Annotated in this window: 10 protein-coding genes; 1 reads left to right on the top strand and 9 read right to left on the bottom strand. The window is 54.9% G+C overall.

The window, feature by feature from the left end; translation table 11 throughout:
* Positions 1–172: 172 nt before the first annotated feature.
* From dmul_RS06270 to dmul_RS06260, 3 genes are all read right to left on the bottom strand, one after another.
* On the bottom strand, positions 173–652 hold the full coding sequence (locus dmul_RS06270) for a metallophosphoesterase family protein (RefSeq protein ID WP_020876572.1): 480 nt from the start codon (positions 650–652) through the stop codon (positions 173–175).
* Between the two features lie 89 nt (positions 653–741).
* A complete protein-coding gene (locus dmul_RS06265) occupies positions 742–2,988 on the bottom strand; it encodes a nucleotidyl cyclase domain-containing protein (protein WP_020876573.1) in 2,247 nt (748 codons plus the stop codon).
* A 36-nt stretch (positions 2,989–3,024) separates the two neighbouring features.
* Positions 3,025–4,437, bottom strand: coding sequence for a protein kinase domain-containing protein (locus tag dmul_RS06260; RefSeq protein ID WP_070962263.1), 1,413 nt, complete (start codon positions 4,435–4,437; stop codon positions 3,025–3,027).
* Between the two features lie 345 nt (positions 4,438–4,782).
* Between dmul_RS06260 and dmul_RS06255 the strand changes: the two genes are divergently transcribed.
* Positions 4,783–6,813, top strand: coding sequence for a response regulator (locus dmul_RS06255; RefSeq protein ID WP_020876575.1), 2,031 nt, complete (start codon positions 4,783–4,785; stop codon positions 6,811–6,813).
* A 28-nt stretch (positions 6,814–6,841) separates the two neighbouring features.
* Here the strand turns inward: dmul_RS06255 and mgtE are convergent, their stop codons facing one another.
* The 6 genes from mgtE to pstC form a co-directional block, all read right to left on the bottom strand.
* Positions 6,842–8,194, bottom strand: coding sequence for a magnesium transporter (gene mgtE / locus dmul_RS06250; RefSeq protein WP_020876576.1), 1,353 nt, complete (start codon positions 8,192–8,194; stop codon positions 6,842–6,844).
* 21 nt (positions 8,195–8,215) lie between these two features.
* The gene (locus dmul_RS06245) at positions 8,216–9,409 is read right to left on the bottom strand and encodes a GAK system CofD-like protein (protein WP_020876577.1); all 1,194 of its coding nucleotides are present in this window, start codon (positions 9,407–9,409) and stop codon (positions 8,216–8,218) included.
* Positions 9,410–9,803: 394 nt separating this feature from the next.
* Entirely contained in the window at positions 9,804–10,463 is a 660-nt protein-coding gene (gene phoU, locus dmul_RS06240; protein WP_020876578.1) for a phosphate signaling complex protein PhoU, read from the bottom strand.
* Between the two features lie 16 nt (positions 10,464–10,479).
* Positions 10,480–11,241 carry a phosphate ABC transporter ATP-binding protein PstB gene (gene pstB, locus dmul_RS06235; protein WP_020876579.1) on the bottom strand — a complete coding sequence of 254 codons (762 nt, stop codon included), beginning with the start codon at positions 11,239–11,241 and terminating at the stop codon, positions 10,480–10,482.
* Between the two features lie 60 nt (positions 11,242–11,301).
* Entirely contained in the window at positions 11,302–12,273 is a 972-nt protein-coding gene (pstA, locus tag dmul_RS06230) for a phosphate ABC transporter permease PstA (RefSeq protein WP_234979142.1), read from the bottom strand.
* A gap of 19 nt (positions 12,274–12,292) precedes the next feature.
* The gene (gene pstC, locus dmul_RS06225) at positions 12,293–13,186 is read right to left on the bottom strand and encodes a phosphate ABC transporter permease subunit PstC (protein ID WP_020876581.1); all 894 of its coding nucleotides are present in this window, start codon (positions 13,184–13,186) and stop codon (positions 12,293–12,295) included.
* Between the last annotated feature and the right edge of the window lie 94 nt (positions 13,187–13,280).

Here is a 13,280-nt window from a genome sequence, read left to right as displayed (position 1 = left end):
CGGGTCCGACATCACCACGCACAGGAAAACCGATGGGCTGCTCGAGAAACCGTTTCTTTAAAAATCTTGATTATAATTGAATATTCATTTAAAATCAATTCGTTTAACCAAAAGACTGATTTTTGTCCGGGGGCAACCTTCCATGAAATCGAAACGGATGTCCATACTATGGTTAAAATGTGAGTATTTTAGGGGACAATCTTCCGTCGTTGATCTCAAGAAGCGCTGCTGAAATGGGATAATCGAATCGTCGGGGGCCGACGCTGCCCGGATTCAGGAACAGGACGCCATTCTTCTCTTCAATACAAGGCTGATGCGTGTGTCCGCTGACGACAACGTCCACGCCGGCGCTACCGGCGTCCAAATCCAGTTGCATGAGATCATGGAGAACGTAAATCATGATCTCTCCCACGGAAACCATCTCAAAAGCTGGAATGGCATCCGCAGCCCAATTGCCGTCCGTATTCCCTTTCACCGCGACGACCGGGGCAAGCTTTTCCAATTCCCTCAGTACCGCTGTTCCGCCCACATCCCCCGCATGAATGATCAGGTCGACCTTTGCGAAGGCTTTATAAATACAGTTCCGGAGAAGGCCGTGGGTATCGGACAGAATGCCGACCCGGTATTTGTTCTTTTTCTGGATTGTAACCATGATACCGAACTCCCGCTCTTGTATTTTTTCCCGATTCCACACCCTTCCATGGTAATGCCGCTGTGCTCCGATGCAAGCACCGATCGCTGTTATCCCCTGAGATTTTCAACAATTTTCCGCAACTTCCTGTTGGTGCATATCTCATAATACTTTCGATCGGTAAGTCCCTTCACCGTGTAATGGTTTGGATCGATTCTGACAATCGGCGCCTCACGAATCACCAGGCGTTGAATCTCACCGCTCACCAGGGGAAATTTTCCCGTGTAAAATTTCATTTTGCTGTGCCGACTCGCCCTGGAAGCGTTTACCGTAAAGGTCTGGATCTCGATTTCTTCTCTCAATTGTTGAAATCCGGTCGAACTGAGTTCGATCCCGTTGACATTATAGCGTAAAAAGAGATCGTCATCCACCTCGGACATCGCCTCGTCCGACATCGACTGGAACACATAGAGGTTGAACGGGGCGCTTTCCTTGAAAAGGGCCTGCTTCAGCGGCTTGGAGCACCCGGCCAGGCGGTCTGCTATATTGATGGCCGAGGATATCATGATGCGCTGGTCACCGTCGAAAAGAAAGGCCGGCCGACCGGCGGTGTATGTGATGCCGATACCAAGCTCTATGTCCGGCAGGCGGTATTTCCCGTTTCTCAAGTTGCAGCTTTTGACGATGGACAGAATACTGACCGCCAAACCGCAGGCCCTGGCCACGCTGTACCGTCCCGCCGACTCGCTTTCCCGTTCAAATATCGACAGGATGAGGGCATCCCCTTCCACAAAGACCTTCTCCGCACCGTAATCCGGTAGAATCTCCGTAATGGGGTCAAAGAAATTAAGACTGAAGTAGGATGCCGGGTTCAGGTCCCGCATCATCATCCGGTGAGTGATCGTCGTGGATCCGCGCACATCGGCCTTGAGGATGACATGACTCGAGATGGGTTTTTCCTGAAAACGACGCTCGTGCGGCAGCAGAAATTCGTAAAGGGTATTGTTTACACGGGAGAGATTGATGATTTTCGGATCGGTCGCCATGTTGATCTGATCCATTGACTCCCGAATGGCTTTGTAATCCTGGAAATCTCTATGAAACTGAACAAAATTTTTCAAAAATCGAATCAGATAGCCATATTCGCGCTTAATCCGCGTCCACCAGATCTGCCGGCGAATCCGGTGAAGCGGTTTCGTCGAAAATGTTTTTCCGTAAAACCGACTTATCTGCTTCAGGCGAACGGCGACATTCTTTCGGACCCGCCGATCGATGAGAAACTGAGCGATAAGCTGAGGAACCAGGGGCGGACAGAATTCGAGGTAGACCGGCTGCATTTCATAAACAGCGAGGATCTTTTCCAGGATACCATCTTGTTCGAACTTTCGAGACAGAATCCAAAGACGCTCTCTTTGCTCCCGCGAAAACTTTTTGAGACGGCGAATATCCTTATCCGTCCCTGATTTCCGGAACGATCGGTATCGATAGGTGGTTTGAAAGCTGTTGAAAAAAAAATCGATGTTTTCCACCCTTTTCAGGCATCCGTCGAAATCGGGGTGCCTCCTCGAATCGTCCGGATGAAACGGCGCAAGATGAGGGGTTTCATAAATTTCAAAAAGAATTTTTTTGACGGACGAGAGGAGCGACTCGTATCGATCCGGATCTTCCGGCCGGTGCCCGAACATGATGTCGTAATGCTTGAGTGTGAAATAATCGTCAAAAGGGTTTTCGGCAAAGAACATGGGATTGGAAAAGACCGTATCGGGAATCACCGTCCGATCTCCGAAATTGATGCGCCGCAGTTCGTTCAGGTCCTTTTGGTTGATCTCCTGGAGGTTCAGGAAAACGTCTCGGCCGACCCCTCGAATGACGGCCTGGCGATTTTCCTTCACGGTAATTATTTTTTTATCCAGTTCAACGGCATCATCCTGATTGTGGGAGAGTTCATATCCTCGGCTGATTTCCTTGAGCCGCCCCTCGAAGTGCTCGAACTGTTCCGGAATAGCGTCCAGCAACAACTTTAACAATGAAAGCTGTACCAACCGATCAATCTCGATTTCCCGCTCGGATTTGGCGCTGTTGATGCCGTAAAGCAAAATCTCGCGGCAATGCCGTCTGAACTTCTCCCGAATCCTGGTAAGGCTCACCCCTTTCCCGAGATGCAGCACTTCCTCGGTCTGGGTCTGCTTCACGATGATCTGGAAAATGAAATGCTGAACCGTCTTGTGAAAATCGCCGCTGAAATAGACGTCGTGCCGGATGTTGTCGACGCCGGTTTTCAGACGGTCCAGGGACAGATCAAGAGCGTAGATGCCCGGGCAGGTCGTTTCGGACAATGGGAATTCTTTTTCCAACATTTTTTCCGCCTGACGTCAATGTCCAAGGCAATTGGATCAAGAGCGTTCGCCGGTCGCTTGAGCAGCGTTGAATTCATCCGTCGAGCCTGAGCGATCACATACCGCCCTTACATAACAACGCGCCGTATGGTCATGCCATGCAACAAAACCGAGATCCAAGCTGACATACCAGGCGGCCGCCGGGGAACGCCTGTCACTGCTCCATAGTCCCCTTTGGGTCTCATCAAAAACCGATGATATGCAAAGGGTCTCCTGGGGATAGGTCTTCATCAAAAGCGTCGTGAGTTCGGCCACCGTCGGCAGCCGCCAATCGGTCCGGCCTGAAAATCCTTGGTCGTTGAGACCGCGGACATAGTGGCGGGCACGATCCCACGTCATGGGATATTCGGATCCGGACCGCTCCCACAGAAGACCAGTGGCGCGATCGGCAACGACGTCGTCGACATCGACGTTGAAATCGTTTTCGGTGTATACCTGAGGTCGGAAAAGCTCATCCAACCCGAACAGTCTCCGTGCCTTTTTGAGATCGACATTCAAAGGACGACTTCTCGGCTTCTCATATTCGACCGTTGCCGGCGCATCGGATGCCAGGTCTTCCAGACCGGTCGGATACGGATACCGGCAGATTTTTTCCTGCTTGCCGCGCCAAACGGCATAGACGTCATCCAACGCCGCCAGCATGGACCTGGCCCGGCGATACCGCCGCAGGGGCGACGGCTCGATGGCTTTGAGAAGAAAGCGGTCCCAGAAGACGTCAAGATCCGGATTGTGGGCCTGAGGAGAAGCGGGATCCTTCATGGGCAGAATTCCGGTCAACATTCGGTAAAACATCACCCCCACCGAAAAAAGGTCGGCACTGAAATCGACGGCGTCCGGATCCTTCTGTTGTTCCGGGGATGCGTACCCCGGTGTGCCGACCTTGAGGTTGGAAGGCCCCCTGAAGGGGTATCCTCTCATTTTGGAAAGACCGAAATCACAGATTTTGACGGTGTCGTAATCGGTGATCAGGACATTGAACGGTTTGATATCTCGGTGAACCACACCGGCATAATGGAGGCAGGCCAACCCCTCAAGTATCTGGCGAATATATCGAACAGCCTTCTCCGCAGGAATCCGACGCGAGGGCTTTTCAATCATGTGGCTTTCTCCGATCATGGTCCCCAGATTGTTGCAATGATAATCCATGATGTAGAAAGGCATTCCCTCCGCCTCATCAAAATCCCAGACATCCAGCAGATTCGGGTGTTTCAAATTCGCCATGGTAACCGCTTCCCGGACAAACATTCCCCGGATATTTTCCAAACCCAGCAGGTCCGTCAGAAGCGGGTCGGGCTTGAGCAGCTTCAATGCGACAATCTTACCCGTAACAGGCATTTCGACCTTGTACACCCGGCCCATGCCGCCCCGACCAAGCTGCCCTCTGACAATATATCTCCCGATTTTTTTCATAAGGGTATCTTCGGCTAATATGCCGGTATATATAAATTTAGCTATGGTGATTTCGATTTCATCTATCAATACTTAATAATTATAGTAAATTTTTCCCTTGTTCTCAATCGAATTGTGGCCTATCGTCTCATCGTCGCCCTCTTCAGATGACCACGATTGTCCTTACCCGACTTCCGACTCTCGTGATGGTGGGCCCAAAAAGATGCCGACAGGGGACGGCCGTCTTCTGTCGGCACCGGTCTCCAGACACCGAAGGTTGCGTTTTTTATTCGACGTTGCTCTGAAATTCACATGAACATCCGAGGTGAAACCCCCTAACGTTGCCGGTGACCTGAAGGGAAGAATATGACCGTTCAAGACGTGACATCTCCTCTTGTCGTCGTGGTCAACGACGATGTCATTCAATTGCGCGTCCTGTCCAATATGCTGGCGCAGGAGGGTCTTATCGCCCAAGCCTTCGATACCGCCGGAGAGGCGTTGGAAAATATGCTCTCCTCGGCGTTGCCGGACCTGATCGTCACCGACCTCCATATGCCCGGCATCGACGGCTGGCGATTCTGTCGGCTGCTGCGATCTATGGAATATGCCGCCTTCAATGCCGTACCGATTCTCGTGGTGTCCGCCACCTTTTCCGGCGAGGATGTCAGACAGATCACCGCGAGGCTCGGCGCCGACGCCTTTCTGCCCGTCCCCGTCCGAACGACCACATTCATCAATCAGGTCAATGGTCTTCTCAAGGGGCACACCTCCCGGATCAAAACCCGTGTCCTGATCGTCGATCCGGATGCAACCAGCATCCAGAAGCTGAAATCCGCGTTCGAATACGCGGGGTATTACGCCGCCACGGCCTTCAGCGGTCTCGAAGCCGTAAATTGCCTCAGAGAACGCAAGGCGGAAATCATCGTCCTGGAACATCAGCTACCCGACACCTCCGGAGACCGACTCCTGAAGGAACTCCGGCAGATGCATCCGCAAGGTGTGTTCATCATGATTGCCAACGACCCGCGGCCCGAGCTCGCCCTCGGATGGATGCAGCAGGGTATCGCCGCATATGCCAGGAAGCCTTTCGACCCACAATGTCTGATCACCTTGTGTGAAAATGCGTGTCGGGAGCGGGCGCTTCTCCACATTGAGGACACTCTGGAGGAGCGCACCCGGGAACTCCTCAACAGCGAAGCGAGATACCGGTTCATATACGACAAGTCTCCGGTAATGATGCATTCTATCGACCGGAACAGGCGGTTCTGCGACGTCAACCGGAAATGGCTTGTCGAAATGGGTTATAAACGGGAGGAGGTTATTGGCCGGGATGCCTATTTCATGGTTCACCCGGAGGATCCGGCCCTGACGACTTCTGATAAGACGCCGGTTTTTGGTCATGAAAGTGTCACCGATTTCCCCTGCCGATTCCAAAAAAAAGACGGCAGCCCCATCGATGTGCTCGTCAGCTCAGAGGCCGTCACGAACCGTCATGGGGAAAAGATCGGCATCTGCGTGGTAAGGGACGTCACCCGTCAGAAGCGGATGGAAAATGAACGGCTGATCCTGGAATCTCAAATTCAGAAATTCGAGGGTCTGAACCTTATGGCCGGCAGCGTGGCCCACAATTTCAACAACCTGCTGATGGGCATCATGGGCAACCTGGAGATGGCCGCCGTCGCCCTTGGCCCCGACACACCGATCATGCGCAATATCAAAGCGGCAGGGCAGGCGGCCGAACGTGCAGCGGAGCTGAGCAGCATGATGCTGACCTATGCCGGACGGGGGCTGATCACAGCCCAGACCATCAACCTACCCGAACTGGTGGAGGAGATGATCGGTCTCCTGAAGATCTCGATTACGGACAAGGCGGATATTCTGTTCGTCAGAAGTAAGGAACCGGTGTTCATTAAAGGAGATGCCGCCCAGATCAACCAGGCCGTTATCAACGTCGTTTCCAACGCAGCGGAATCCTTTGGACAAAATCCGGGGCGCATCACCCTGTCCATCGGGACGACCTACTGCGGTCGCAATACCTTCCAAACCCCGTTCCATGACGACAACCTGCCGGAGGGTGATTACGCCTACCTTGACATCACCGATACGGGATGCGGCATGACCGCGAACACCCATACCCGCGCCTTCGATCCCTTCTTCACCACCAAATTTACGGGTCGGGGATTGGGACTTTCGGCCGTTCTCGGCATCGTCAGGGCCCATCGGGGAGCGATATCCATTCAAAGCCGGGAGGGCCGGGGAACCTCGGTCAAAATGCTGTTTCCCGCCCTTCCGATGAACATGGAAAAAACGGCGGAATGCACGTCTGCAACCACCGCCAATATACAGAGAGAACATCCGGTGCTCCCTGAATCAGAGTCGTCAGGGTGTCGACGCTGAACGTCGCGAGCAGTTTCAGAAGAGGCGATTAGAGACCCAGAAGGATCGATGCGATCCGGAAGTAAAAAAACACGGCGATGATGTCGATGGAGGTGGTTACGAAAGGCCCCGTGGCCACGGCAGGGTCGACGTTCATTCTCGCAAAGACCATGGGCACCAGAGATCCTACAAGGGCCGCCACCGACATGGAACAGATGACTGCGGAGCCCACCGCCAGAGCCAATTTGGGGCCGCTGAAACGGAATTGGGCAACCACCCCGATGAGCGTCCCGTACACAAGCCCCAGAAGCAATCCAATGGAGAGTTCCTTGAAGACCACGGACCAGATCTCCCGCACGTCCAGAAACCCCGTGGAAATGCCGCGGACCACGATAGTGGACGACTGGGTGCCGATATTGCCGCCCATGCCCATGATGACGGGGATGAAGGCGGCGAGTGCGGACACCTGTTTCAGACTCTCCTCAAACTCCCCGATGATGAAGGTGGCGGCAAGACCGCCGAAACAGCTGGCCAGAAGCCACGGCATTCTGATCCGGGTGTTCTTCAGTATGGACTTCGATTCGATGAATTCCGTTCCCACGCCGGCCATCTTGAGGATGTCCTCGGTGGCCTCCTCCTTGATGATGTCGATGACATCGTCCACCGTAATGATCCCCATCAGCGTGTTGGTGTCGTCCACCACCGGAACCGCCAGGATGTCGTAGCGCGCCACCAGCTTGGCCACTTCCTCCTGGTCCGTGTCGGTCCGGACCGAGAAGACGTCCGTGGACATGAAGGCCTTGAGGGGGGTATCGGGTGAGACGACCACCAGCTGCCGCAGCGAGCTCACTCCGACAAGCTTGCCGTATTCGTCCACGACATAGAGATAAAAGGGCATCTCCACGTCCTTGTAATCCTTCTGGAACATCTTGATGGCCTCGCCGGCCGTGGCATCCTCCCTGAGGGCGATGAAATCCGGCACCATGATGCCGCCCGCGGTATCATCGCCGTACTTCAGAAGATTCTCCACCTCCTCCTGTCCTTCACGCTTCATCTTCTTGAGGATGGCGTCGGATTTTTCATCACGCAGCTGGCCCAGAAGATCGGCGACGTCATCACTGGGCATGGCTTCGAAGACAGGAACGATGTCGTCGACGTTCATCTGTTCCACGAAAGCAAGGAAGGTGGCCTCATCCAGCTCGCTGAAAAGGATACCCTTTTTTTCGACGTCATCGATGAGTTCGAAGAGCTTGTGCTGCTGCCGGACCGTCAGATAAGGAAAGACGTCCGACAGATCGGCGGCGTGGGTTTTGTTGACGATTTTGCGCAGGTGTGGAATGGCGTTTCGTCTCAGCAGCCGTTTGATGCTCTCAATGAGGATTTTGTTTTTGTCCTGAAGCATGGCTCTCCTTCCAACGTTGCATCAAGACAGCGACAGCAACACCGGAACCAGAAGTTTTTCATCGATCAGCGGCTCGGATTCGTCGCTCACCAGAGTCGTATCGATAACATTGATGCCCATCCGCGTCAACTCCTCCCGGTCCAGTTCCCCATGGTAATCGCCCCGGACCTGGTCCACCAGGATAAAATCGAGAACCCCCCGGGTTTCCTGGACGTTTGGATCGTCCCTGTTCAAAAAAAAGGCCAGGCATCGGATCTGATCCATGATGCCCATGCCGACGGTTTCCGGATCGCATCCACCGGTGTTCGGAATGAAGATTTTGGGACAGGCGGTTCGCCGGACCGCCCGACCCACGCCCCGGGGCAAGAGGTTGGCGACAAGGCTTGTATAGAAGCTGCCCATGGGATAACAGATCAGATCGGCCTCCTCGATGAGGGTCGCCGTCTTCTGTCGGATCGGAACATGCACGGGCTCCGGACGTTGCGGGTTCGACGTCAGCCAGAGGTCCGTGATGCGGGAGCCCAGGGGCGACACCTCCTTGCCCGTCATCAAGTGCTGCCCGACGATCCGTCGGCCGTCCGCCAGCGCGGCAACCAGATGAAGGTATTTGTTGATCACCGGTCGCACCACCCCCCGCACCTGGACCAGTTTGGAGAAAATATAGATGATGGTGTCGAGGTTGCGCCGGTTGTCGAGATAGCCCGCCGTCAGGATGAGATTTCCGATGCTCGCCTTTCTCAGATCAAAATCCCGGGGCATGAATTCTATAAAAAGATGCAGGTAATGACGGATGATTCTGCGCATGGGATCGGGGATTTCGGCGACCAGGGGATGACGGCCGGCGATCATCTCCGCCATCTCCCCCTTCAGGACCGTCGGGTCACCGTCTTCAGGGAACCGACAGGCAAATAGCCTGAAAATTTCCGGATATCCCTGGAGGCTGCTGTCGGCCAGGGCCAGAAGGCGGTTACGCACATCCCCGATGGCGGGCATCTTGAAAGCCTCCCGGAGCCTGGCCGAGCTCCCGCCCGAATCGAAGGGGGTGATGACGTGAATGGAGTTGTGGGTGTACTGAATGAGCTCGGCGCAGGTATCTTTCAGCGCACTCCCGCCGCTGAAAAAGAGTATCTTGGGCCCCAGTTCGGGGCAATGCCGGTGGCGGGCCGACTTGACCGGGTCCGGCAATCGGATGTTACGGGTGATCTTGATGAACATGGTTCATGGATGTCCTTCTCTTTGCACCGTCATTCCTGCAGCCGTCCCGTCTCCGAAAAGATCCTGCAGGATTCATTTTTGTGTCGCCAACCCGAATTGCAGACACCGCGATCTCATGGATCGATCTCTGCCTATCAAGCCAACAAGGTCCGCGTCAAGAGCGTCATGCAAAACCTTGCAAGACACCACGCGGCATGGGGCTTCCCCCACTTCTTTCAGGGCCTTCAACGCCCTGACACGTCAAGGTGTTGACTCAACTTTCAGATGGTGATCATAGCAGCTGAAACAACGGCGCGGGGCGCAAACCGTCCCATGCCGGCACCGGCCCATGAATCCCGAAAACTGTTAAAACGTCCACGTCGAACCATAGACCACATCGATCGAGAGCTTTTTCTCAATAATCCTTATGGCGGACAATCTCGCCCTCCACGAGGTAGATCACCTCCTCGGCGATGTTGGTGGCGTGATCGCCGATCCGTTCCAGATGCCGGGAGATCAGAAATTTGTTCATCAGATATTCCACGTTGCCTGGGAAAGCGAGCATATCCTTCATGACCCGCCGGTACATCTCATGATGGAGGTTGTCCACCTCGTCATCCAGGAGAAGCACCTTGAAGGCCAAATCGACATCCAGGTTGATCATGGCGTCCAACCCCTTGTTCAACATGGCCTGAACCCGCCTGACCAGATCACCGTAGTCATAGCTGATACCGCAGCCGTCATGGCACTGAATGATCTTCTTGAGCCGATGAGCGATATTGGTCGCCTCGTCGGCGATGCGCTCCAGCTCGCTGTTGATCTTGATGACGGCAATAATAAACCGGAGGTCCACCGCCACCGGCTGGTAGAGCGCCAGAATCTTGAGGCACTCCTCCTCGATCTCGACCTCTTCTTCGTTGATTAGATAATCCGATTTGATGATCCGCTCCGCGTCGAAGAGTTCCCGGGATTCGATGACCCTGCCCGCCAGGCGGAGCCGATCCTCCACCTGAGCCCCGAGCCCCAGAACCCGTTTTTTTAATTTTTCCAGTTCCTTTTGAAAGTGTTTGGCCATAAGCACGTCCTTTTCATCAACCGAAACGGCCGGTAATGTAATCTTCTGTTTGCTTGAACCTGGGACGGGTAAACACCGTATCGGTCTCACCGACCTCGATCAGCTTGCCCATGTAAAAAAAAGCGGTCATGTCCGATACCCGGGCGGCCTGCTGCATGCTGTGGGTCACGATGATGATGGTGTAGAGTTCCTTCAGTTCGTGAATCAAGTCCTCGATTTTCTGGGTGGCGATGGGGTCGAGGGCTGAGGCCGGCTCGTCCATCAACAACACCTCGGGTTCGACGGCCAGAGCCCTGGCGATGCAGAGCCGCTGCTGCTGCCCACCGGACAGCCCCAGAGCCGTATCGTCGAGACGGTCCTTGACCTCTTCCCAAAGAGCGGCCCGCTTGAGGCTTTCTTCTACCCGGTGTTGAATGAAGGCTTTGTCCTTCACGCCGTTCACTCGAAGACCGTAAGCGGTGTTTTCGAAGATGCTCTTGGGAAAGGGATTGGGTTTCTGAAAGACCATGCCCACCCGACGCCGAAGCATGACCACGTCGAGGGATGGGTCGTAGATGTCCTCGTCATCGAGCATGATCTTTCCTTCCACCCGGCTGATGGGGATGAGATCGTTCATCCGGTTGAGACAACGCAGGTACGTGCTTTTGCCGCACCCTGACGGACCGATGAGAGCAGTTACCTGGCATTCCTGAAATTGCAGATTGACGTTGTGCAACGCCTGAAAATCCCCGTAATAAAAATTCAGATCTGTTGACGTCATCTTGAGCTTGGGAGACATCGTGATGTTCCTTTTCGGATTCTGGCCGCCCCTGGTCCGTCAGTGGACCTGCGGCATGGATTATTTCAGTTTTCGACGCAACCGGCTCCGCCAGAGGATGGCAACCATGTTCATTCCCAGCACAAGCGCAATGAGCACCAAGGCCGTGCCGTACTGGAGGTGCCGTGTCTCTTCGATATGGGTCCCCGCCGTCGCCAGCACGTAGATGTGGTAAGGCAAGGCCATGATTTCGTCAAAAATAGATTCAGGGAGATCGGGGGTGTAGAAGACCGCCGCCGTGAACATGATGGGTGCGGTCTCTCCGGCGGCCCGACTCAGGCCCAGGATGGCGCCGGTGAGGATCCCGGGGAGGGAGGCGGGCAGCACCACCCGGCAAATGGTCTGCCATTTGGTTGCGCCGAGGCCCAGAGAGGCCTCGCGATAGGTGTCGGGCACCGACTTGAGAGCCTCCTCCGTTGACCCGATGATGACCGGCAGGCTCATCGCGGCCAGGGTGAGGCAGCCGGCGGCGAGACTGACCCCCATCTTCAGCCAGGTCACAAAAAAGGCCAGGCCGAAGAGCCCGAAGATCACCGACGGCACCCCCGCCAGGTTGTTGATACCCAGACGAATGGCCCGGAGGACGGGGCCTTGCTTGGCATATTCACTGAGATAGATGGCCGAGGCCACCCCCACGGGCAGCGCAATAATAATGGCGCCCAGGCCCAGGAGGATGGTGCCGACGATGCAGGGCAGGATCCCGCCCCGGGTCATGGCATCCCGCGGCACGTCGGTCAGGAACTCCCAGGTGACGGCGCTGATGCCGTTTTTGAGCATGAAAAAGACGATGACGGCCAGAGCCAGCCCGTTGAGGACCGCGGCACCCCTGAAACAGGTGAAAAGGAGCCGCTCTATCAGCTTCCGGCGTCGATGCCGAATCTCGAATGCTTCCTGAATCAGCGATATCTTCCGGTGCTTCGGCGCGGATTTTAAGACCCGAGGTTTTTCCTCGACGTATTGATCCTTGGTGATGTCCATATCATTTTTCCCCATGTCCGAGCCCCCCGCCGCTTCAGAGGGACGCCTCGCCCACCTGGCGGTATTTATGGGCGATGTGATCGGCAATCAGGTTGAAAAAAAAGGTAAATGCAAAAAGCACAATACCGATGGCAAAGAGGGCGTGATAATGATCGCTTCGAAAGGGGGCCTCGGCCATCTCCGCGGCGATGCTGGCGGGGAGGGGGCGCACCGGACTGAAGATCGACTCGGGGATCATCCCGGCCCCGCCCGCTACCATCAGCACCACCATGGTCTCGCCGACGGCCCTGGACATCCCCAGAATGACGGCGGTGCTGATACCGGATACGGAAGCAGGCAGAATGATCCGAACGATGGTCTCCCAGTGGGTTGCGCCCAGGGCGAGGGACCCTTCCTTGAGACCCGTGGGCACGCTGTATATTGCGTCTTCGGAAAGGCTGCAGATGGTGGGAATCGACATGAAGGCCAGCATCAGGGCGGCGTTAAAAAGATTCAGACCCGTAGCGATATCGAAAACGTTCTGGAGGAAAGGGGCGATGATAACCATCCCGAAAAAGCCGATGACCACCGACGGCAAAGCCGCCAACAGCTCGACCATGGGCTTGACGATCTCGGCCACCCGCTTGGAGGCCAGTTCGGCCAGGTATACGGCGGTCATGACGCCCAGCGGAATGGCAATCATCGACGAGAGCGCCGTCACCGAGAGCGAAGCGATAATCAGGGGGATTATTCCAAAATCGGCCGGATCCGACGTGGGATACCAATAGTGTCCAAAGAGGAAATCCCCGACGGAAACTACCTTGAATATAGGCAGTCCTTCCATGAAGAGAAACGCCATGATCAAAAAAAGGATGGCGATGGATGCTCCTGCAACGCTGAAGAAAAATCGTTTCATGATCTTTTCGGTCGACTGTCGCTTTTTGGTCATTGGAAAACTTCCTCATATGTAAGATGCGCAAAGGGGCAGCACCGGCTGCCCCTTTCGGACCCCCATGGGGGAACGAACGCAAAACTTTCTGTCG

Origin of the sequence: Desulfococcus multivorans, assembly GCF_001854245.1 — a bacterium.
Taxonomy (GTDB): Bacteria; Desulfobacterota; Desulfobacteria; order Desulfobacterales; family Desulfococcaceae; genus Desulfococcus; species Desulfococcus multivorans.
This window is presented reverse-complemented; position numbering and strand designations above follow the sequence as displayed.

Bases quoted from the DNA above. Each gene is read 5' to 3' on its own strand.
- phoU (WP_020876578.1), bottom strand. From the start codon at position 10,463: ATGGCCAAACACTTTCAAAAGGAACTGGAAAAATTAAAAAAACGGGTT.
- pstC (WP_020876581.1), bottom strand. From the start codon at position 13,186: ATGACCAAAAAGCGACAGTCGACCGAAAAGATCATGAAACGATTTTTC.
- dmul_RS06260 (WP_070962263.1), bottom strand. From the start codon at position 4,437: ATGAAAAAAATCGGGAGATATATTGTCAGAGGGCAGCTTGGTCGGGGC.
- mgtE (WP_020876576.1), bottom strand. From the start codon at position 8,194: ATGCTTCAGGACAAAAACAAAATCCTCATTGAGAGCATCAAACGGCTG.
- dmul_RS06265 (WP_020876573.1), bottom strand. From the start codon at position 2,988: ATGTTGGAAAAAGAATTCCCATTGTCCGAAACGACCTGCCCGGGCATC.
- dmul_RS06245 (WP_020876577.1), bottom strand. From the start codon at position 9,409: ATGTTCATCAAGATCACCCGTAACATCCGATTGCCGGACCCGGTCAAG.
- pstA (WP_234979142.1), bottom strand. From the start codon at position 12,273: ATGGGGAAAAATGATATGGACATCACCAAGGATCAATACGTCGAGGAA.
- pstB (WP_020876579.1), bottom strand. From the start codon at position 11,241: ATGTCTCCCAAGCTCAAGATGACGTCAACAGATCTGAATTTTTATTAC.
- dmul_RS06270 (WP_020876572.1), bottom strand. From the start codon at position 652: ATGGTTACAATCCAGAAAAAGAACAAATACCGGGTCGGCATTCTGTCC.
- dmul_RS06255 (WP_020876575.1), top strand. From the start codon at position 4,783: ATGACCGTTCAAGACGTGACATCTCCTCTTGTCGTCGTGGTCAACGAC.